The sequence below is a fragment of the Bifidobacterium avesanii genome (assembly GCF_009299475.1).
Lineage (GTDB): Bacteria > Actinomycetota > Actinomycetes > Actinomycetales > Bifidobacteriaceae > Bifidobacterium > Bifidobacterium avesanii.
The window spans coordinates 1-22,609 of sequence record NZ_WBSN01000014.1; the positions used below are offsets into that span (position 1 = coordinate 1).

At 51.8% G+C, this 22,609-nt stretch carries 16 protein-coding genes and 1 pseudogene; 3 read left to right on the forward strand and 14 right to left on the reverse strand.

Annotated features, from left to right (window positions below; all coding sequences use genetic code 11):
* The 6 genes and pseudogenes from DSM100685_RS07610 to DSM100685_RS11210 all read right to left on the reverse strand — a co-directional run.
* A pseudogene (locus DSM100685_RS07610) lies at positions 1-789 on the reverse strand (hypothetical protein); the annotation flags it as partial.
* Positions 776-1,825, reverse strand: coding sequence for a glycosyltransferase WbsX family protein (locus DSM100685_RS07615; protein ID WP_152350757.1), 1,050 nt, complete (start codon positions 1,823-1,825; stop codon positions 776-778). The pseudogene DSM100685_RS07610 and the gene DSM100685_RS07615, both read right to left, overlap by 14 nt.
* A gap of 1 nt (position 1,826) precedes the next feature.
* On the reverse strand, positions 1,827-2,774 hold the full coding sequence (locus DSM100685_RS07620; protein WP_152350758.1) for a glycosyltransferase family 2 protein: 948 nt from the start codon (positions 2,772-2,774) through the stop codon (positions 1,827-1,829).
* A gap of 32 nt (positions 2,775-2,806) precedes the next feature.
* Positions 2,807-3,628, reverse strand: coding sequence for a glycosyltransferase family 2 protein (locus DSM100685_RS07625; RefSeq protein ID WP_163201047.1), 822 nt, complete (start codon positions 3,626-3,628; stop codon positions 2,807-2,809).
* A gap of 65 nt (positions 3,629-3,693) precedes the next feature.
* The gene (locus tag DSM100685_RS07630; protein WP_152350760.1) at positions 3,694-4,938 is read right to left on the reverse strand and encodes a nucleotide sugar dehydrogenase; all 1,245 of its coding nucleotides are present in this window, start codon (positions 4,936-4,938) and stop codon (positions 3,694-3,696) included.
* A 356-nt stretch (positions 4,939-5,294) separates the two neighbouring features.
* The gene (locus tag DSM100685_RS11210) at positions 5,295-5,519 is read right to left on the reverse strand and encodes an integrase core domain-containing protein (RefSeq protein ID WP_152350796.1); all 225 of its coding nucleotides are present in this window, start codon (positions 5,517-5,519) and stop codon (positions 5,295-5,297) included.
* 489 nt (positions 5,520-6,008) lie between these two features.
* Between DSM100685_RS11210 and DSM100685_RS07640 the strand changes: the two genes are divergently transcribed.
* Positions 6,009-6,581: an acyltransferase family protein gene (locus DSM100685_RS07640; RefSeq protein ID WP_152350761.1), complete on the forward strand. Its 573-nt coding sequence runs from the start codon at positions 6,009-6,011 to the stop codon at positions 6,579-6,581.
* A gap of 623 nt (positions 6,582-7,204) precedes the next feature.
* On the opposite strand, the gene DSM100685_RS07645 is transcribed toward DSM100685_RS07640, so the two are convergent.
* Together DSM100685_RS07645 and DSM100685_RS07650 are read right to left on the reverse strand one after the other, a co-directional pair.
* The gene (locus DSM100685_RS07645; RefSeq protein ID WP_163201045.1) at positions 7,205-8,656 is read right to left on the reverse strand and encodes a lipopolysaccharide biosynthesis protein; all 1,452 of its coding nucleotides are present in this window, start codon (positions 8,654-8,656) and stop codon (positions 7,205-7,207) included.
* Positions 8,657-8,722: 66 nt separating this feature from the next.
* Positions 8,723-9,829 (reverse strand): glycosyltransferase, encoded by a 1,107-nt coding sequence (locus DSM100685_RS07650; protein ID WP_152350763.1) that lies wholly within the window; start codon positions 9,827-9,829, stop codon positions 8,723-8,725.
* 459 nt (positions 9,830-10,288) lie between these two features.
* Here DSM100685_RS07650 and DSM100685_RS07655 point away from each other — a divergent pair, with 459 nt between their 5' ends.
* A complete protein-coding gene (locus DSM100685_RS07655; RefSeq protein WP_239512708.1) occupies positions 10,289-11,218 on the forward strand; it encodes a glycosyltransferase family 2 protein in 930 nt (309 codons plus the stop codon).
* Between the two features lie 21 nt (positions 11,219-11,239).
* Here DSM100685_RS07655 and DSM100685_RS07660 read toward each other — a convergent pair whose 3' ends face one another.
* From DSM100685_RS07660 to rfbB, 6 genes are all read right to left on the reverse strand, one after another.
* Positions 11,240-13,021 carry a DUF4012 domain-containing protein gene (locus DSM100685_RS07660; RefSeq protein ID WP_240811897.1) on the reverse strand — a complete coding sequence of 594 codons (1,782 nt, stop codon included), beginning with the start codon at positions 13,019-13,021 and terminating at the stop codon, positions 11,240-11,242.
* Positions 13,022-13,230: 209 nt separating this feature from the next.
* On the reverse strand, positions 13,231-14,643 hold the full coding sequence (locus DSM100685_RS07665) for an ATP-binding protein (RefSeq protein ID WP_152350765.1): 1,413 nt from the start codon (positions 14,641-14,643) through the stop codon (positions 13,231-13,233).
* Positions 14,644-14,742: 99 nt separating this feature from the next.
* Positions 14,743-16,503: an endonuclease/exonuclease/phosphatase family protein gene (locus DSM100685_RS07670; RefSeq protein ID WP_163201043.1), complete on the reverse strand. Its 1,761-nt coding sequence runs from the start codon at positions 16,501-16,503 to the stop codon at positions 14,743-14,745.
* Between the two features lie 315 nt (positions 16,504-16,818).
* Positions 16,819-17,709 carry a glucose-1-phosphate thymidylyltransferase RfbA gene (rfbA, locus tag DSM100685_RS07675; RefSeq protein WP_152350767.1) on the reverse strand — a complete coding sequence of 297 codons (891 nt, stop codon included), beginning with the start codon at positions 17,707-17,709 and terminating at the stop codon, positions 16,819-16,821.
* A 38-nt stretch (positions 17,710-17,747) separates the two neighbouring features.
* Positions 17,748-19,196 carry a sugar nucleotide-binding protein gene (locus tag DSM100685_RS07680; protein ID WP_152350768.1) on the reverse strand — a complete coding sequence of 483 codons (1,449 nt, stop codon included), beginning with the start codon at positions 19,194-19,196 and terminating at the stop codon, positions 17,748-17,750.
* Between the two features lie 88 nt (positions 19,197-19,284).
* Entirely contained in the window at positions 19,285-20,307 is a 1,023-nt protein-coding gene (gene rfbB / locus DSM100685_RS07685; RefSeq protein ID WP_152350769.1) for a dTDP-glucose 4,6-dehydratase, read from the reverse strand.
* 335 nt (positions 20,308-20,642) lie between these two features.
* Here rfbB and DSM100685_RS07690 point away from each other — a divergent pair, with 335 nt between their 5' ends.
* The gene (locus tag DSM100685_RS07690; RefSeq protein WP_152350770.1) at positions 20,643-22,403 is read left to right on the forward strand and encodes a leucine-rich repeat domain-containing protein; all 1,761 of its coding nucleotides are present in this window, start codon (positions 20,643-20,645) and stop codon (positions 22,401-22,403) included.
* Positions 22,404-22,609: the final 206 nt, after the last annotated feature.

Consider the following 22,609-nt stretch of genomic DNA (forward strand, 5'->3'; position numbering starts at 1 on the left):
AATAAGAACACTATTTTCACTGAATTTTGAAAATAAAATTACTAATAAAAAGAAAATTGAAGCAAATAAAACAAAACAAGATATAAAGAATTTTTTTATGATGTCTGGAAAGTTAAAACTAGGAAATACTTTCAATAAAAGTGCTGAGAACAAAACAATATATATAAGACCGCACCCATTTCGAGCATTAGTCACTACAAGTAATGCACTATTTAAAATAGCAAAAATACCTAACTCTATATAAGAAATTAACGACTTACGTAAATAAAGCCATAATAAAACAACATTTAGAAAAACATACGAAGGATACGTTACGTATGAGAAACCGAGAGAATAACGTATTACGCCATTAGCGCGTATATTTGTTGTAGAGGGAATTAAACCACAAAAAGACGATATTATAATAAAGATAGACACAAAAGTTTGGACAAAAATTGTACATTTAGCTATATCAGCGAACAAGATTTTTCTACCACAAAAAAGTAAGATAGAAAACGCCAATAGATCTTCGTGTCCCCAAAAATATGTTTGAAGATTGAAAATAATTAATACAAATGCAACAATAACGTCTAATAAAGAAAGATCGTTAATAAAAATAATCTCGGAAATAATAAATAAAAATACTGAAAAATAATAAAGAATATTATTATGACCGAAATAAACTGAAAAATTGCTAGTATTAAGTAATGCAACACTTAACCATATAGTATAAGCAACAAAAAAAACAGGAGCTTGTTTAAAAGCTAAATTATGTGCTGGAGCAGCATGCAAGGCTTTATTGAAGAGCATTTTGTACCGCCTCCAGCCACTGGAAATGATATTGTTCGGTCGGCTCTAAAATTGCGCCTTCTCCCCATTCATTCCAAGCGTTAATAACCAAAATATCGGCGGCATCTTTTCGATTCTGTGAAATTAATTGATGCAAATATTTTTCAAATTTTTTAGGTGTTGCTCCCTTTGTAATAAAAGCTCGACTGCCTTTCCTCGGCGAATTATCAAAATTGGTAAAACATGAACGTAAAATTTTCCTATTATTGTATGTTCTATTTTTTTCAAGGAGCTTTTGCCACAGATAATCGTAATCAATAATATCAGTACGCTTAGTTTTCTTATTAAAAAAACGAAGCGCTTGACGTACATAGGAAATTTGGTAATGAGCTGAATATAGTGGCTCAAACTCCATTACAGCTTCAGAATACTTACTAAAGGCATTAGAATTGAAAGTACTGATAAACTCAATCAAATATATCTTTTCTAATCCAATCGATTCTAAGTAGCGATTCCAGTATTCAATCATTTGATCAAACTGAGGAATTCGATTCGGAGAATAAATAAATAGAACAGGCTGATTGTTGATACGAATGTATCTACTATCTTTAAAGAAGGGCAAGAAATATTCAATATGGGCTTTCCAGTCCTTTTCACCACCGAAAGTCTGAGGCATTATAATTTCTTTGTTTTTCCCATCCCATGCACGTGTCCATGGTTCGTTAGCCCAGCAAAAACAAAACTCTTGCGTTGCTTCTTTGGTCTTTAAAAGGTTTTCTACAGGTTTTTCAAGAAGTAACTTACCGTTGAACCAGTAGTGATAATAAATAAATCCATCGATACCATACTGTCGAGCTAAGGAATGCTGCCAAACCAATTCACTCGTCTTTGATAAATCATAATAATGATCATTTAGAGGAACTAACGGCTGAATATGACCAGAATACAGAGGAGCTGCTCTTCTTACATTTGTCCATTCAGTGAAACCCTTTCCCCACCATTTATCATTTTCCGGAAAGGTATAATATTGGGGTAGGTGCAAGGCCAACGTCTTCATTTTATCTCTCCTTTACGTTTGGTTTAACAAATAAGATAGTAGCAATTTGTGAAATTCTTTTTAGTAGATTACGCTTTAACAATCCACAATGCCAAAGCTTATATACGTGTGCCAGATTTCTTTCTTTAAGTGTTGCCGCATAGAGAAACACTTTCTCTCTTTCTCTATCATGCATAAATTCATTATACTGTTTATATAAATATTCCACTTGTTTGCAGTTTTCCCAATATTTAGCTGCATTAGTATGGAAAGAACAGATCTTCTCAATAAGTGAATAATGTTCAGCTCCGACAACATTGTCCCCGTGCTGCCTGTATAAAACTAATTGCTCCGGAATCTTTGTAAGATAACCACAGGATACTGCAATATCGCAAATCCACCAATCATGCATAACGATATCTGGCGAATACTTTGTTTGGCAAATTAAGCTATACAATGCTTTATTGCCCATAATGGTGCAACCTGCAACAATACTTGTATTAAGGATTTCTTCAGCAACCGGTTGTATCTGATCTTTTCCAGAATCCTTTAAAAAAGAATTAGCGATGGTGGATAAATTCTCATCCACAACTTTCATGTCCGAATAAACAAGCAACGGCACATCTTTACCGTACTGTTTTTCAAGCCCTTTCATATATGAAAGAGATACTTCTAATTTCCTTGGTAGCCAATAGTCATCCTGATCACTCAGACAAAAATAATCACTCGTTGCATATCTCAACATATCAAGGAAGTGATATGCAGCATTTTTGTGCACAATACCCGTTTTTAAACTGAATATACGCTGATCACTAGATGACAACTTTTCGATTACGCGTTGCGAACCATCACTTGAGCCATCATCAGATATATATAAATTCCAATTCGACATTGTCTGTTTACGAATGGAATTAACCTGTTCTTCCAAATATTTCTCGCCATTATAACATGCTAAAAATATATCAATCATATTAGATACCTCGCTGCATTTCTACGCTATACCTAATTACAACTGATGAAGCGAAGTATATTACGTATGTTTGGAGAACATAAAACACTTTTCTTTAGCAAAGCTCGCTTTTCTCTTGTCGTTAATCCATCTCGACAAACAAGCACTTTATAATATAGAAAGTTAGAATATTCTTTCTTATTATTAATTAAATCTTCTTTATACTTATTTTCTATATTTGCGTACGCTTTCAACGCTTTAGATACATTCGTTGTAATACTATCGCTTGATATATGCTGTTCGACAAGAATTTGATCAGTAAATGATAGTTTATTACCTTTCTTCAAGATACGAATGGCCAAATCCCAATCTTGAAATCGAGGTAATGTTGGATCGAATTTATTCTCATCCAACACCGACTTCTTAGCAACAATCATTTGCGTGCTAACAAAGTTCGTTTCCAGAATTGTGGGATATCCTAATCCTTTGTTAACGATTTTTATTGCAGGCTGTATATCAATTACTTTGTTTTCTACTGAGATTGTTTGCATCTGACAGATATCAATGTCTGATTTATTCGCTTCTAAATTAGCTAATTGAGTGGAAAGCTTCTTAGGCAACCAAACATCATCACTGTCTTGAAAGGCAAGAACGCTACCTTTTGCCAGCGAAATACCATAATTTCTGGCAACACATGCACCTTGATTTTTTTGATAATAATAGTGTATTCGAAGATCATTAAATTGACGAACAACGCTTTCAGTATCATCAGTAGATCCATCGTCAACGATTATTAGTTCAAAATCCTGATAATCTTGTTGCAGAATACTAGTTATCGATCGTCCTATCAAAGTTGAACGATTATATGTCGGCATTATTATCGATACTGAGCACATCTTATAACTAGTCTCCTGACTAAATCGACATTGTTTGCTACTTTTCAGTCCCGCTTAAACAAATCTCGCGTGTAGACCTTGTCCTCGGCATCGTTCAGCTCAGCGTTCCACCGGTTCGCCACGATCACGTCGGCGCGCCGCTTGAAGTCCTCCAGATCGTGTGTCACCTCGCTGCCGAAGAAGTCCGGGGCATCCAGCGTGGGCTCGTACACCAGCACGGTCACGCCCTTGGCCTTGATGCGCTTCATCACACCCTGAATGGAAGACTGACGGAAGTTGTCCGAACCGGACTTCATGGTCAGGCGGTAGATGCCCACCACGGGGTTCTTCACGTCCTTGACGCGCTCGAGCACCTCCTCGGCCACAAAGTCCTTGCGGGTGCGGTTCGCGTCCACGATCGCACCGATCAGGTTCTGCGGCACGTCCGCATAGTTCGCGAGCAGCTGCTTGGAATCCTTCGGCAGGCAGTAGCCGCCGTAGCCGAAGCTTGGGTTGTTGTACTTGTCTTCGATGCGCGGATCCAGGCACACGCCGCGGATGATCTGGCCGGCGTCAAGGCCGCGGGCCTCCGCGTAGGTGTCCAGCTCGTTGAAGTAGGCCACGCGCAGCGCGAGGTAGGTGTTGGCGAACAGCTTGATCGCCTCGGCCTCCGTGCAGCCGCACACCAGCTGGGGAATGCCGCAGGAGCCGTCGGCGTTCACGCGGTCCTGCTCGGCGGGATCCGCGCCCTGCGCCAGCAGACGGGCAAACTCGTGGGCGGCCTCGGTCGCCTCCACATCTTCCACCGGCGCACCGGCCACGATGCGGGACGGGTGCAGGTTGTCGTACAGGGCGTGGCCCTCGCGCAGGAACTCCGGGGAGAAGATGATGCGCTTGTCCCCTGTCTTCTCGCGCAGGCTGTCGGTGTAACCCACCGGGATGGTGGACTTGATCACGATCCACGCGGTCGGGTTCACCTCGCGGATCGCATCCACGGCGGCCTCGACGCTGGAGGTGTCGAAGTAGTTCTTCTTCGGGTCGTAGTTCGTCGGAGTGGCCACCACGGCAAAGTCCGCGCCGCTGTATGCGCTCTTCGGATCCAGGGATGCGGTGAAGTCCAGTGGCATGGTGCCGTCCGTCTTGCCGTCCAGGAACCGGGTGATCTCCGAATCCACGATCGGGCTCCTACCCGCGTTGAGCATCTCGACCTTCTCCGGCACGATGTCCAGCGCATGCACTTCGTTGTGCTGCGACAGCAACAGCGCCACGGACAGTCCCACGTAGCCGGTACCGGCAACCGCAATCTTCATAGTTTTTCCCCCGTTTGGGTTGGTTCTGCTATCAGTGCCGTCGGATGACGGCAATATGAGTACAAGTATAGAACGGATGGCGGGCAGCTGTACTTTTGGGAGGGAGAATCTCAGCAAGGAAACAACCCTTGAGCGCTGGCTGAAAACTGAAAGAAAAGAACTTGCACTGGAATAGGACGGTCGCGGCAATTGCAACATGCCTTTAGAACATGAAGTCACATTAGAGATGAAACGAACCACGAAGCAAGACTTCGCGCTGATTGATCCCAACGTATTAGTCAGCCAATCACCAACTACCTGCGATGCTAAAGACCACCCTATGCGAAAAGCAAATGGGGGGGGAATCATCGCATCGATTAGACACCATGAAGTGGCCTGATTTTTGTTCCGACTCTGTTATGTGACGACTTGTGTCGTCTGCTGTCGTAATACCCGTTCTCAACCTGTTCTGGTGCCCTATAGTCAAAGGAGGCGTGCGGACGCTTCGAGTTGTGCCACGAGACCCAGCGCATCGTCGCGCACTTCAGCTCAATCACACTCCGGTAGGGTTTGTTGGCCCGGATCAGCTCGCGCTTGTACAGTTAATCGCGCGCTCGGCTAGCGCGTTGTTGTATAAGTCGCCGATCATTTCTGCCGAGAGGAGCATGCTCGCTTCGGCCACATGCATAGAGTACACGAGGCTGATGTACTACGGCCGTGGTTGGAATGGTGCACGCACCCGTCCGCGCCACCATGGCATCCATCCCATGACCGCCTGGCCCAGTACCCGCAACGGCAGCTTCCGGTGCACATCGTGGAGGCGACCGCCCAGCCGACGATCCTGCGCACACACATGATGACTGAAAGATTATGGAAACACATTAAAGATAACCGCTCACTTGAATTAAAATTGACATAAATGTGTATGAACACTAACATATGAGCTATTCATAATCGGTATTCAATTTCATATGATAAGCAATCCTGATCATGAATAGCATCTAGCCTCACTGAAAACCTCATCGAGGCTAGTGAATAATTAACGCATCTACAAAAATGCTAATTGTGATTAATAAACGGCGAAGATAATTATGGTAAAAAATACAATACGCAATGGTTCAATCGATCTGATTCGCACTATTGGTATTATCGCAATCGTAGCAACTCATGCATTCTCCTCTTATCCAATAACACGAACATTACTGTATCCATGGCAAGTGCCTATATTCTTTGTGCTAAGCGGATGGTTCTGGAAATCAAAAAAATCTCCATCTTCTGAGATTAAAAGCCGTTGCACAGCATTACTTATCCCCTATTGTTCATGGCTAATTTTACTCTTAACCTTAGAAACAATTCTTTATATTCATTCTAATAACATTAACGGAATACTCAGGGTAGCTTGGAATGCTTTGCGAGGTGGCCAGTATGCAACAACACCATTCACAGTATTTTGGTTTATTACCGCTTTATTATTTGCCAGAATCTATTTAGTCCTAATAGAACGTATAGCTGGAACTATAGGAATAGTGGTAGTTTCTTTAGCTGGAATAGTTAGCGCTTGGCTTATACCTTATTATCTTAAAATTATGTGGCTATCATTAGGATTGGCTCTTCCATGTACTGTGTTCATAGTTGCAGGAATTATTGGTGGCCGTTTTTCGTGATCTGCTATAATTAGTAAAACGTGTAAAACTATTATTGCATGTTTCTGTACTTTCATTGGTTGCATTGGCTTCATACTGGGAGCCAAACCATTTGATATTAAAAATGCAAATTTTGGCACACCAATTCTTAGTATTGTGTGTTCATGTTTATTATGTGTTGGCGCAACTTTGTTGATTGAGTTAATACTCTCAGGTAAAAAACTTACTTGGTTCACATGGTTTGCATCACTCGGCCTGCCAATCATCTTTATTCACCCATTATTCTTTATGCTCTTAAAACAAATGGGGAATGCCACAGTCGGTGGATTCTTAACTGTTTCAGCCGCTTCAAGCGTAGTAGCAATTTGTATCCATAAGTCATCAGCACTCACTAAAATATTTGGGTAAATTTTTTAAAATGACTTCTTAAAACATAAAACGCTAATATCATTATAATTTTAGCTAAAAGAATAAATGATATTAGCAAAAGTAAATGTCTTTGCACTGAGTACAGTGCCACCTATGCATCTACCAACTAAACAATAACATGATACAAATAGCAGCAATCTCTAAAGAGAATATTCATTTTCATAGTTATATTTTTAAAGTGTGCAAAAGAGATTATTAAATCTTACAGAAGATACCTATTTTTTCTTTTTTAACAATGAAATAAATTGTTTAATATCACCATGAAGATAAAAAACAGCTAGGAAGGAAAGACTATAGAAAAAAATATAAATTATAAAATCAATAATAACATTACCTGTTTGCCAATAAAGTATAAACTTAGTGATATATGGCAAAGAAATTGCCACGATTCCCAAAACAATTACAATAGCAACAGGTTTAAGGAATTCACAAATAGTATGACCGAATGCTTTATAAGTAGTGTAATAAGCTACAGTAAAAGTTTGTAAAATAAACGCACATGTAACAAAAACCGTAAGGATAACAACATTACCTGTAATAGATCCTAATGACAAAAGCACAAGCATCACGGTTGTCGCAGCCAGCCCCTGACGAAAGAGAAGATCAGTACGACCAGCACTTTGTAAAATACCGCCTGTAACATTCATGACCATCTGAAAAATGATACTGAGAGATAAAATCACAAATAGAGGCACACAAGCACTCCATTGATCACCATAAAAAATAAGCACAATCTCATGCCCACATAAACCAAATATCCCTGCTATATAAGCACCAGCAATTGCAAGCGCTCTAACCATAAGCATCTGATAATTGTGAAGTCGTTCTTTATCATCCTGATATGCAGATAAATAAGGCTGAAGTATGGAGCCAAGAACACCGGGAATAAATTGAATAGGATAAGTTGTTAATTTATACGCCTTATCATACAGCCCTAATGGAATTGAGCCAAAAAATCGACCAATAATGAGATGATCTGTATTACGAGAAAAATAATTAATAATACTAAATCCAGCCTGATACGCCGAATATCGAGCAATAAGCCGTACCGACTTAAGAATATCTAATTTTTGTATACTAATCTGCTGCCGTACAGTAATTATGTTCCATAAGAAAATGGAAATCGCAGTTATATTTACATTCCAGACTAACGAATAAGTACCAAAACCGTTTAGCGCCATAACTACTGCAATTACACCACCAAAGACAGTAGTGGCAATTAAACGCACTCCAATCACATCAAAACGTTTATCACGTAGCAAAATACCATTAGGCACCATATTAACAGTATTAAAAAATACCGATACTGAAGACAACGCACATAATGGTATATATTCTGTTTCTTGATAAAACCAAGAAATAGGGAATCCCATAAATATGAAACATATGGTCAAGACTGCAGCGAGAATGAAAGAGAATATAAGCAAGCCACCAAAATCATAACGGTCAAGCTGCTTATATTGGATAATACCAGCACCAAAACCCATATCCGCAAGAATTGCAAATAGACTTGTAAATACCGTCAAGCCCGCCATTACACCATATTCTTCCGGGGACAACAAACGAGCTAACACAGCTGTCAATATCAACTGAATCAATACATTCATATATCGAGACGAAAACTGAATTACTGCTGCCTTAAAAAAACTAATATTATTATGTTTCATATATTCCGACTTAACTATTCCGGTCCTATTCATAAATAAGCATAATTATATACGATAATAATTTTATTAATTATTAATCAAATTCTCCCAATCTTTTGCAATTACTTCAGGCGAAAACATCTTCACTCGTTCTAACGATAGGGCAGAATACTGCTCACGTAGATCTCGACTATGAATTAATTGGCACAATTTGTTTCTAAAATCTTGAACGTCATCACCTTTGGCCATTAAACCATACATACCATGAGCTGTAACCTCTTGCATGGCTGGAATATCAAATGAGATCACCGGTAGTCCCACGCTCATTGCCTCAATAGACACAAGCGGCATTCCCTCCCATCGGCTAGGCAGTATAAAAATACTTGAGTTGAGATAGTGATTTATAAGATTCTCTCCAGTTAATGGCCCACACATAATAAACTTATTTTCTAATCCCTTTTCTGCAATTAGATCTAAAAATCTTTTTTCATCCGGACCTGAGCCAGCGATACTAATTTTCCAAGTTTCAGGTAACGCAGCAGCAATGTCAACTAGGTAATCCAAACCTTTCTGACGTAGCGAAAGACGCCCGGTAAAACATATAATCTTCAAATCTAAATTAGCAATTTTATTTGCATTGGCAATGGTCGCTGGATTATGAATTACAGTCACATTATCATTATATTTTCTCCATTTTGAAGCTGTATATGGCTCTAAGCAAATAATACCATCAGCTGAAGAGACATTTTTAATTAATTCATCAAAACGGTTCCCAAAGTAACTAACATCATTTTGATATATATCAAAATTATTATGCATCCACATATAAAAACGCGTTGCAGGAAAAATAGCTTTAAGGTGATTTAAATAAAGGAAGAAAGGCGGGTTAAGAATAACTATGTCATAGTGATTACGTTTCAATTCTTTATAAAAGAAATATTCTACATTATCTTTTACATATTTAGGAAAGATTAAATGCAGTAATTTCCTTAATATCTTTCCTGAAATTTTTAAAGGCGTCATTGGCTGCTGCACGAGAGGAACAGATGTATGATAAAAGTTATTCTTACAATCATAATTTAAAACATGTGTTTCATAACCAGCATTTTGCAGAAGATTAGCAGCATCCAATGTCACATGCTGCACCCCTCCTACCTGCAAATTATCAACACTAAACAAGATCTTTTTTTTCATGACTAACTCCGCTTCAACAAACTATTAAATTATATCAGATAAATCATATGGCATGCCATACTATAATTGCTCTGTCATCAGTCATTCTTCCCATTTGATAAGATTGACTCGGACAGAACAGAGACAGTCGATGCTTTTGTCATATATTCTATTTTAATATTGTCATTTGGACTTGTGAGATAGCAAAATCTATGATCGTTATGCGCACACTGCTCCTCATTATGAATTAGCAGAGTCTAAAATATACAATTATTAGCCGTATAGCACCCTGTGCCATACGAAACACTCATAACTGTATTACAGGTCCCCATATACGAAAGAAGAGCTCGGAGCAAATCATGCAGAAAATTTGCTCTATTAACTATGGTCAGTAGCACTTTGGATAAACAGTAACGAAAACCCATTTAATCCAAGCGTTAGATCACTACTCTTACTGCTCTTCATGCATAATAAGTAGTTATGGAAACAAATACGTCAGATATGAGCCAAGCCGTTGTATCAGTGATCATCCCCACGCTGAATCCCGGTGAGCAGATCATCACTTCACTTGAGCGTTGCCTTGAGCAGACTCGTCGCCCGGATGAGATCATCGTAGTGGATTCGGCGTCCAATGACGGTACGGCGGAGCGTGTGCAACGGTTCATCGACAAGCACGCCAAAGATCCGACAACGACCATCCGGTTCATCCCGATCCAACGTCAGGACTTCGACCACGGCGCGACCCGCGACATGGCATTACGCGAGTCCAAGGGCGACTTCGTGTTGTTCCTTACGCAGGATGCGCTGCCGGCTGATGCTCACTATATCGAGAATATCCTCAAGCCATTTGCGGACGAACATATTGCCATGGTCTCCGGTCGTCAGATCCCGCGACCCGATGCACGGCCGTCCGAGCGGCTTGTCCGCCAGTTCAATTATCCGGCCCAGTCGCATGTGCGCAGCGCCAAAGACATTCCCGCATACGGCATCAAGGCGTTCTTTGCCACTGATGTGTGTTCCGCATACCGGCGTTCGGCATATCTTGAGGTCGGAGGGTTCGAACACCCGATCACCACGAATGAAGACATGTTCATTGCGGCGGCGTTCCTGTATGCAGGGTACTCAATCGCATATGACGCGGACGCGCAAGTGATTCACTCCCATAACTTCACATGGAAGCAGCAGTACAAGCGCAACTATGCGATGGGACGTGAAATCACCAAGCACCAAAGCCTGCTTCGCAATGCGAAGGTAGCCGGGGAAGGCGCGTCGCTGGTGAAAAATGTGATGTCCGGCCTAATAAAACAGCATGCGTTCGGCGAACTGTTCTGGTTCGTGGGCGACTGCGCGGCACGACTGCTGGGCAATCGTGCCGGCACTGCGGCAGCCAAACGTGAGAGTGCGCGATAATTTCCGCATTCTCACCTATCATCACCGGTTATATGTAACGCCCGTATCCAGCCACCCCATCGGCGTCTGGTCCACACCCAACTGGGCGGTGGCCTTCGCCGATGTGGTCACGTCGAAGTCGTACGTAACCGAGGCGCCGGAAGCCAAGTAGACCACGCTGGTGAGCAGGCTCTTGCCGTTGAGCTTGGCCTTCTGGGCGTTGTCGGTCACTTTTCCGGTGCCGGACGCCTTGAGATTGGAGATGGAGCCGCCGACGGGACCGTAGAAGAGCATCTTCTCCACGGCGGTGCCGGCGCCGCCAACACCGTTGTTGCCGCCTACCAAGTACCACGAGTACTTGCTGACGTCGTTTTCCGGAATGGTATTGGTCATGGTGAAGCTCACATGGTAGTTCTGGGAGCCGTCGGCGTTGGTGCCGGTATGGGTGACGACGGTCTTGCGCTTGATGTACCAGTCGAGCTTGGAGGCGTTCTGCTGGTTCAAGTAGATGCCCACTTCCGGGTTCTCCTCGCTGGAGGGGGAACTCTTGGCGAAGCCGGCGTTCTGGAAGTTCTGGGCCTCGTCCTCGTGGAACGTGTACATGTACAGGTGGCGCTGTTCGGCCAGAGAACCCAGGGACTGCACCATCTTCATCATGGTGTCGATCTTCATGCCCTTGAACATGTTGTTCATGGCGGTCTTGGCCACGTATTCGAAATAGTAGTCCTGCTTGGAGATCGCCACAGTCTTATAGATGGTGTTGAGCAGGTATTCGGCCGTATTGTCGCCGGTGAGGGTCACGCCGTTGTCCAGCGTGATGTTGCCGCTGAGCTTCACCATTTCCTGAATGAAGACCGGGTCGATCATCATCACGCCGTCAACCTTGGTGCTGGAATAGGCCGAATAGTTCCAGATGGTGCGGATGCGCTCCGCCACCTTGTCGAAGTCCGGGTTGGCGGTGGTGTCGCGCACGTCGAAGCGGAATACGAGCGGGCCGTCGAACACGTTCTGTTCATCGGTGGAACCGCCGTAATACGTATTGAGGAACCGAGCGTTCGGGTGGAAATCCCCCACCTCGATCTTGCCGTTGTCCGCGGTCATGGTGCCGAGCGAGCCCACCAGACCACCGCTCGAGCGGGACTCTGAGGTGGTCTGGGCCACCACCACGTAGGTGCGGGCACCGTTGACGCCCAGGAACTGCGGCAGCACCTGCAGAGTGTCGTTCACGTCCTTGATCGTCTGCGTAATCTGCGTGAACTGCTCCACGCTCTGGTCGTACGCGCTCTTGACCTGCGGGACCGTCGGCTGCGGAAGGGCCTCCAGCTGTTCGAGCTGCTGCTGGAGCAGGGTGCTCGTGTCGTTGAAGCCGGACTGCGCGTCCACAATGGGCTGGAGGTTCACCTGGCCGTCACCGTTGCTTAGGGACGTACCGAGCAGGGTCTTCATCACGCCGGACAGTTTGGGCAGCGTGTCCGTCACCACGGAGTCCACCACGTCAGTCATGCCCTGCACGGTCTGGATGTCCGTGCCGTACTTGGGCAGCTGGGCCGCGCGTTGCCACAGATCTCCGTGCGCGATCTCCTTGGCGGCGGCGGTGTGGGCCTTGACCTGCGGGATGAGCTGGTCGAGCGCGTCCGCGGACTGCAGGTCCTTCATGTTCTGCACGTTCTTGAGCAGCGATACGGCCTGCATCTCGTGGTCCTTCACCTGCATGGCCTGCTGGTAGAACCGGTAGCCGGTATAGGCGGCTGCACCGGCGGCGCACAGGATCAGGAGCAGCAGCACCAGCAGCGTGTTGCGGATGGGATGATGCTTCTTGAGCACCGGCGAATTGGCCGGGATGCGCGCATGGGCCCCATACCTGCTATGCGCCCCAGACCTCGTTCCTCGTCCCACGTGTGCAGCCATACGTTCCTCTCCCGGCAGTACGAACCGTTTCAGTCCAACTTATCCATTGTCCGCGGGCGGGAAGACCGCTTAGGGGGAATTCCGGGATTCTCCACAATTTCGCCCGGAACCGGGAGACCTCGGCGTCAGATCTCCGAGAACAGTTGATCGATGCCCACCAGCCGCAAGTCCGGGTCGTGTTCGCCCAGTTCCTCCAGCGACCTCTCAAAGCCGCTGAGCGAGAACAAAACATACGACCGGTGTTCGATGCCGGTGTGGGAGGCTCGGTCACGCAACAGATTCAGCATTGATGCGTTCATGGGTGTGGAGCGGAACTTGCATTCGCCCATGACCGCCTGTTTGCCGGAACCGTCCACCGCCATCACATCAATCTCTCGGGTGCGGTCCCACCAGCGGCCGATCTCAGCGGCATGGAACGGCAATCGTCCAGCCATGCTCTCGCGCCACATCCATTCGCGGCACATCGCCTCAAACGGCGATCCCGCGAAGTCATGAAGGACAGAAGCTATGTGCCGGTTGTACACGCCATCTTCATCGCCCCGCTCCAGCTCGGAGCGATAGGGGAAAACAAACGAATACCAGAAGCGGAAGAAATTGTCGTCAATCCGGTACAGTCCACGCGTTCCCTTCGCCCGTTCCTTGATTTTCGCCGTCACGGGGAATTCTCGTTTCACAATTCCCAGCTCCATGAGGTTCGTCAGGTACGACGCAACCGTGGCGTTCGGAATCATCGTGTGCGTGGAAATCTCATTAAGCGATGTACCCCCGAGCGCAATGGCTCGGACCACGCTGTTGTACTTCGCCGTCTCCCGCAGCTCCTCGTGCATGAGGAATTCCACCTCGCTGTACAGCGGCGCGATACGGCGCAGAATGTGACGCTTGATGTTGTCGCCAATCGACTCGTCCGGATCGAACTCCTCCAGATAACGCGGGATACCGCCGAGGATCGCATACGCCAGCGCCTTATCTTCAGCCGAATAGTCGGGAAAGAACTTCACCGCGTCCCAATACGGCATCGGGGTCATCTTCAAAATGCCGGTGGCCCGCCCATACAATGGGGATTTCTCCGACAAAAGATCCTTCTCGATGAAGCTCATGGCGCTTCCGCAGATCACGATCATCAGGTTCGCATGGCGCAACGTATGATCCCACAAATTTTGCAGCACGGAAGGCAGGGACGGGTCGGATTTGACCAGATAGGGAAACTCATCGAACACGATCAGTCTGCGCCCGCCATCCGGTGGTTCTGGCAACCGGGTCAGTTCGGTCAACGCACTCTCCCAGTTCGGATACTGACGCAAATAGTCCTTGGCCGGCGCACCTGCCTCGAACATAAGACGGGAGAACGAGGCCAACTGCTCCTCCGCGGTTGCGCTTTGCGCGGCAAAGAACAGCGTGCTTTTGCCCCGGGAGAATTGCGTGAGCGTCTCGGTTTTGCCGACGCGGCGACGACCATAGACGAATACCAGCTGCGCCTTGTTCGCCCTGTAGCAGTCTTCGAGTTGCCTGAGATCGTTTTCGCGTCCGATGAAAACCATGCCGCCATAGTATGGCGTTGCATTGACTTTATTGCATCACGATGCAATGGTTTACGATGCAATGTATCACGATGCAATAAGCGCTTCGCGGAGCGGACGTCAATCCACCTGCATGGTGGCGAGGAGGGCCTTGTGGTCGCTGCCGGGGACGGTCACGGTTGTGAGGTCGCCCATGGTGACGCCCTTGTCGTGGATGATGTGGTCGATCTCGATCACCGAGGGGACGGTCACGCCGTGGACCTCCACGTTGGAGGGGTACGTGAAGTGGTAGCCGCGGCCGGCCTGCTCGGAGGCGTCCACGAACCGGTCGCCCAACAGCTCGCGGAAGCGCGGGTGGTCCCATGTGGAGTTGAAGTCACCCATGATCACGTAGGTCCAGTCGTAATCCTTGAGGTCGCCGATCGTGCCGAGGCCCGCGCCCCACAGGCCCTGCTTGCCGCGGGTGGGCGAATTCGGGTGCGCGGAGACGAAGCGGACCTGATGCCCGCCCATGGTGACCGTGCCGGCGGACATGGCGGAGGTCTCGATCCGCAGCAGGTTGGAGCTCGGGCGGGACATGGACGCCTTGGTGTACAGCACGTTCACGCCGCCGTTGTCGCTGTTTCCGGACTCCCCCACCACGCGGTGAGGCAACACCTTGGCAATGCCGGCGTCGCTGAGGCGCTGGAGCAGGTCATCGTTCACCTCCTGCAGCGCCAACACCTCCACATGCTCGTCGGTGACCAGTTGGACGATCGACGCCGCATCCGCCTTGCCCTCGCGCGCGTTCAGGGTCATGATGCGCGCATAGGCGTCATCCGTGGCGACGGGCTCGGCGGCCACGGCGGCGCGCGCCTCGCTGGACAGCTGTGCGGCGGGGATGAAATAGCCCATGTGCCACGAGAACTGCAGCACCACGCACGCCACGGACACGGCGGTGAGCAACCAGCGCCGCCACCAGAACGCCAGCACGGCGATGCCGGCGGAGATCACGCCCGCCACCGGCAGGAAGGCGATGAGCTCCGGCAGCGCCCGGCCGTCCATGTCCAGACCGGGGATGAATCGGATGGACATGAGCGCCATCAGGGCGAACGTCACCAGCCACAGCCAGAACGAGAGGAAGCCGTGCTTGCCGCCGCGCAGGAACCAGTTGCGGCGGCGGGGACGAGCGGGGGCTGCGGCGGAGGCGGAGGACGGAGGCATGGATTCATCACCGGTGTTCATGGCATTGGGGAATGGCTGTGCGACGGCGGATGATTGCGGCTGTTGCGGTGCCGGCTGCGGGGCATATTGCGGCCGCTGCGGCATGGGCCGGGTTCGACCCGCCGCCGGAGACTGCGCGATGGGACGCGCAATGGGACGAGTGGGCATGGCGGCATAGGCAGCGTCTGCGGCGGATTGCGTCGGCAAAATTTGGGTGGCTTCCTCGGCGGGACCCGGCCGAGTCTGTGCCGTGGCGGGCATAACCTGCGTGACTTCGGCGGACGGAGACGCCTGCGGCCCCGCAGACGGCATCACTTGCGTAGCTTCGTCGTCATCACCGCCGGTAGAGACCTCATTTGCGGTGGCTGGCTGAGGGAACAATACCTGCGTGGGCTCCTCAAGGCGGGCTTGCGGCCGCTGCGGTTCCTGCCCCGCGATGGCCGGCATCGACTGCGTCTGCGCGAAGTCATGGACGATCGGCACCGTGGGCTGGTCCGGCAGCACGCGCTCGGTGGGCATCGGGCGCGTCTGCCACACGCCGTTGAGCTCGTCGTCGATTGGAGACATGGCCCGCGTGGCGGCCACGTCGTCCCGCGCCCCAGCTTGTTGCGAGTGCTCTTGCTGGGCATGCTCCTGCTCGGCGCGTTTGCGCTGAAAATCGAACTGATACTCGGTCATTGCGCACTCCTTGCCGGCAAGCGAACCCCATGTGAGCGCCAAGCATAGCGCACGCGGGCGCATTTCTCCGCCGGCAATCGTGCTTCTTCGCTTCATATTTGCGATTCGTGTGGTGGTTTTTGATCGCCCTGCTCGGTAAGGGTGCCGCAATTCCGGCCGAACCGCAATGCGCCTACTCATGGATGGCCGCAAAAACCACCACACGAATCGCAAATACGGGTATGAAAATGCAAAACCGCCACCCCGAGCGGGCGGAAAGTCTTCATTCGCTCAGGATGACGGTAGGGAGCACCTCGCCCGACCAGGGCGATGGCGCTACTTCTTGATGATGCGGTTGTCGGCCACGTCCTTGAGGTGCTGGCCGTACGGGCTCTTGCCGTACTTGGTGGCGGCCTCGAGCAGCATGTCCTTGCTGATCCAGCCGTTCTCGTACGCGATCTCCTCGGCGACGGCGATCGGCAGGCCCTGTGCGCGCTGCACGGTGCGCACGAACTCGCCGGCCTCGTACAGGGAGTCCATGGTGCCGGTGTCCAGCCACGCGTAGCCGCGGCCGAGCGTCTGCACATGCAGGGAACCGTCCTCGAGGTACATGCGGTTGAGGTCGGTGATCTCCAGTTCGCCGCGGGCGGAGGGCTTGACCTGCTTGGCGAAGTCCACCACGCGGTTGTCGTAGAAGTACAGGCCGGTGACCGCGTAGTTGGACGCCGGATGCGCCGGCTTCTCCACAATGCTCACCGCGCGCTTGTTCTCGTCGAACTCAACCACGCCGTAGCGCTCCGGGTCGTCCACGTAGTAGCCGAACACGGTGGCGCCCACGCCGTTCTCCGCCTTGTTCACGGCATCCTTGAGCTGCTTGCCCAGGCCGTTGCCGTAGAAGATGTTGTCTCCAAGGACCAGCGCACACGGCTCGCCGCCGATGAACTCCTCGCCGAGGATGAACGCCTGCGCGAGGCCGTCCGGGGAGGGCTGCACCTTGTAGCTGAAGTGCACGCCGTACTGGGAGCCGTCGCCGAGCAGCTTCTCGAAGTTCGGCAGGTCCTTGGGCGTGGAGATGATCAGGATGTCGCGGATGCCGGCCATCATGAGCACGCTCAGCGGGTAGTAGATCATCGGCTTGTCGTACACCGGCAGCAGCTGCTTCGAGGTGACGGTGGTCAGCGGGTACAGGCGGGTGCCGGAGCCGCCCGCGAGAATGATGCCTTTCATGGTGTTGTCCTTAACTCTTAAGCCTTTTACTTGTTTTCCTACTTGCCGAGTTCCTTGTCCACGTACGCGGCGAGGGATTCCTCCCAGTCGGCGGGCGTGTAGCCGGCGGCCTCGATCTTGCCGAGGTTCAGCGCGGAGTGCACCGGACGCGGGGAGACCGGGTTCTTCGCGTTGGCGAAGTACTGCTCGGTGGAGATGGGCTCGACCTTGTCGCCGTTGCCGTTGGTGCGCTCGAACACCGCGGCGGCGATCTCGGCCCAGGACTTGACCGCGCCGGAGCCGGTCAGATTGTAGGTGCCGTAGGGCGCGTTGGAGTCGAGCAGGTGGAAGATGGCCTCGGCCATGTCGCGCGTGAAGGTCAGGCGACCGAACTGGTCGTCCACCACGGTCACGTGGTCGAGCTTGTCGGCCGGATCGGCCACGCGGTTGGACAGGGCCATCATGGTCTTGACGAAGTTGTGGCCCTCGCCGATCACCCAGCTGGAGCGCAGGATGTAGTGCTTCGGCGCGTTGGCCACGGCGATGTCGCCCGCGGCCTTGGTCTGGCCGTAGACGCCCAGCGGCGCGAACGCCTCGTCCTCGGTGTGCTCCTCGGCGGTGCCGTCGAACACGTAGTCGGAGCTGACGTGCACGAGCGTGAGGTTGTGCTCCTTGGCCACCTTGGCGAGCAGCGCCGGGCCCTGCGCGTTGGCCTTCCACGCGATCGGGCGGCCCTCGGCGGTTTCGGCCTTGTCCACGGCGGTGAAGGCGCCGGCGTTGATGATGGTGCCGTACAGCGACCAGTCGTACTTGTCGTAGGCGGCCGGGTCGGAGAAGTCGAACTCGTCGATGTCCGTGTACTCGAAGCCCTCGAGGTTGTGGGCCTCGGCGTAGGCGCGGATGGCGTGACCGAGCTGGCCGTTGCAGCCGGTCACCAGCGTGCGGCGCGGGGCCATCGGCTTGGCGTCCTTGAGCATGGGGTGGTGCAGGTCGGCCTCGGAGCGCTCGGACTCCTCCAGCGGGATGGGCCACTGGATGTTGAGCTCCGGGTCGGCGAGGTTCACGAACGTGTAGGTCTTCTTCTGTTCGAGCGACCAGTGCGCGTTCACCAGATACGTGTAGACCGTGCCGTCCTCGAGGGCCTGGAAGCTGTTGCCCACGCCGCGCGGCACGTAGATGGCCTTGGACGGGTCCAGACGGGTGGTGAACACCTGGCCGAGGGTCTCGCCCGGGCGCAGATCGACCCACGCGCCGAAGATGGAGCCGGCCGCGATGGAGATGTACTTGTCCCACGGCTCGGCGTGGATGCCGCGCGTCACGCCCTTGACGGCGTTGAAGCTGATGTTGTTCTGCACCGGCCCGAAGTCCGGCAGACCCAGCGCGGTCATCTTGGCGCGCTGCCAGTTCTCCTTGAACCAGCCGCGGTTGTCGCCGTGCACCGACAGGTCGAAGACGAGCAGGCCCGGGATGTTCGTTTCCGTGACCTTGAGTTCCTTTTCGAAATCCATATTGTTACCTTCTGTTGTTCCTGACAAAAGTCACACAAGGGGAACCGCGGAGCGTTCCCGTGGTTCCCCTTGTCCCGTTGCTATTCGATCACTGGCCCTGGGCCTTGTAGCGGGCCTCGGTCGCGGCCTTGGCCGGCTCCCACCACGCGCGGTTCTCGGTGTACCAGGCGATGGTCTTTTCGAGACCCTTCTGGAAGTCGGTGTGCGTGGGCTTCCAGCCGAGCTCGGTCTGGAGCTTGGTGGAGTCGATCGCGTAGCGGCGGTCGTGGCCCGGGCGGTCCTTGACCCACTCGAAGTCGTCGGGGTCCTTGCCCATCACGGTGAGGATGTCGCGCAGCACGGTCAGGTTGTTGCGCTCGCCGTTCGCGCCGATCAGATACGTTTCGCCGATGCGGCCCTTGGTGAGGATGTCCCACACGGCGGAGGAGTGGTCCTCGGTGTGGATCCAGTCGCGCACGTTGAGGCCGTTGCCGTACAGCTTCGGCTTGAGGCCGTCGAGGATGTTGGTGATCTGGCGCGGGATGAACTTCTCCACGTGCTGGTACGGACCGTAGTTGTTGGAGCAGTTCGAGATGGTCATGCGCACGCCGAAGGTGCGGTGCCACGCGCGCACGAGCAGGTCGGAGCTGGCCTTGGTGGAGCTGTACGGGGAGGACGGGTGGTAGGGGGTCTCCTCGGTGAACTTGTGCGGGTCATCCAGCGCGAGGTCGCCGTACACCTCGTCGGTGGAGACGTGGTGGTAGCGCACGTCGTACTTGCGCGCGGCCTCGAGCAGGCGGAACGTGCCCTCGACGTTGGTCTTGAGGAACGGTTCGGGGTTGGCGATCGAGTTGTCGTTGTGGGACTCGGCCGCGTAGTGCACGATCGCGTCGTGGCCCGGGACCAGCTTGTCCAGCAGCTCGGCGTCGCAGATGTTGCCGTGCACGAACTCCACGCGGTCGCCCAGAATCGGGCGGATGTTCTCCAGATTGCCCGCGTAGGTGAGCGCGTCCAGCACGGTGATGTGCACGTCCGGATGGTTGTTGTAGACGTAATGCACGAAATTCGAGCCGATGAAACCGCAGCCGCCGGTCACGATGATGTTATGGGGGGTGAATACTTCTTCTGCCATGGGCACCATTCTACGGCGTGCGGGTTCCGCCGTGCACCCTTTTCGTGAACATCATGGAAGCGTTCCGCGAATAATCGGGGGCATCCGGGCTCGCATACGGCAATAACCCCGCCGACGTTCTGTCCCCGTTCTCCTTCTCCCCCGTTATCTCGCCAATCTTGACGGAAGATGAACGATTTGTGAAGATCGACTGAAAGGCGATTTTCCTCTCGACGGGCATGGGCCGCCGGCGTAGAGTGGGCCCTACGCGCGGTTCAACAAGTGAGTTGTCTGGGGAGCCGTGCGGAGTCATATTCGCAACGAAGAGAACAGAATAAAGAGAGGGGAATCCGCATATGAAGCAGACAACGCTCAGCAAACGCTTCGCGGCCATCGTCGCCGCAGCGGCCACCATTCTGACCGTCGGCATCGGCGCGCAGGCCGCGAACGCAGCCGGCACGGACGACACGGCCGGACTCAAGGACGTGGCCATCAACGCCGCCAACTTCCCGGACGAGAACCTGCGCAAGGCCGTGGCGAAGAACGATTGGGACAATGACAATGTGCTCGAGGCGAGGGAGGCCAAGTACGGCCTTTCCGTGAGCGTGTACGACGCCCCGGTGAAGAGCGCCAAGGGTCTGGAACTGCTGCCCACGCTGGAATCCCTGTCCCTCAACAACACCGGACTGACCAGCGTTGACGTGTCCAAGAACACCAAACTCGAGAGCCTGTATGTTGGCGACAACAAGCTCACCACGCTGGACGTCACCAAGAACCCCGAACTGGTCAGTCTCACTGTGGACAACAACGCCCTGACCGGCATCGACCTGTCCAAGAACACCAAGCTCGAGCGTTTCTCCGCGTACAAGAACAAGCTGACCACGCTGGATCTGTCCAAGAACACGAAGCTGACCAACCTGTATGTGACGGGCAACAAGCTCACCGCCCTGAACGTGTCCAATGCCGCTGGACTGACCAACCTGAGCGTTTCCAACAACGCCTTGACCACGCTGGACGTCACCAAGAACACCAAGCTGACGTCCCTTGACGCAGCCGGCAACAAGCTCACCACGCTGGACGTTTCGCACGCCGACGCATTGAAGTACCTGTATGTCCGCGACAACACGCTGACTTCGCTGAACGCCTCCAACAGCCCGAAGCTCGAGTACCTGAGCCTCAGCGACAACCCGCTTATCGCATTGAACCTGCCCAAGAGCCAGCAGAGTGCAATCGGCGGGGTAACCACCAATCTCAACCTCACGCTGAAGCTGCCGTACACCGGCGCCAGCGTTGATCTGGCCAAGGTGGCCTCCGGCTTCGACGGCGCCAAGGCGCGGGGACTCTCCGGCGCCAAGCTCAACGGCACCACCCTGACCGGTCTGGTCAATGGCTCCGTGGTGAGCTACCAGTACGATCTGGGCGGCGGCAAGAAGCTGCCGGTGCAGATCACCTTCAGCACTGCCACCAAGGCCCCGACCGCCGGCGATTACGCGCCAAGCAGCTGGATCTTTTTCGCCGAGAACCCGACGCTGAGCCTCGACAAGGACGGCAAGCCCGTGGCCAGCAACCTCAAGCTCGAGCTCTACACCGACGGTCAGGGCTTCAAGGATCTCACCGCCAACGACTACGAGGTCAACATCCAGTCCGACAAGTACGGCTACACGCTCACCGTGGTCTACAAGGGCAACAAGTCCCTGACCGCCACGCGCTACTTCGAGAAGAAGGACGTCAAGCCGGGCGCGACCACGACGCCGACCACGCCCACCACGCCGGAGACCCCGACCACCCCCGAGCAGCCGGCCACCCCGCAGACCCCGGCCACGCCGGAAGCCCAGCCGTCGACTCCGGCGCAGCCCGCCCCGAGCGCCCCGGCTGCGAACAACACCACGGACAACACCGCCAAGCAGAACGATTCCGCCAAGGATGACTCCGCCAAGAACAACGCGACGGTGAAGGTCGAAACCCCGAAGACCACCAAGAACGCCAACCAGCAGCAGGCCAAGAAGACCCTGGCCTCCACCGGCGCCAGCGTGGCGATCTTCGTGGTGATCGCGCTCGTGCTCGTCGCCGCGGGCGCCGGCCTTGTGGCCGCGCGCAAGCGTTCGGCTCGCCGCTGATCGCTCACGTGACCGCATAGTCCATCCGGACTTCATCTAGGAATCGGGCTTCTCCCCCTAACCGGGAAGAGGCCCGATTCCCTTTCGGGGGAACATCCACCCGGCGAAATGCACACCTGATTTGTGAGCTTTAGGGAACTCCCCCCCCTCGAACCGGGGCAATCCGCAGGAGTGCGCGATATACTCGGTCATATATGTGTATGAAG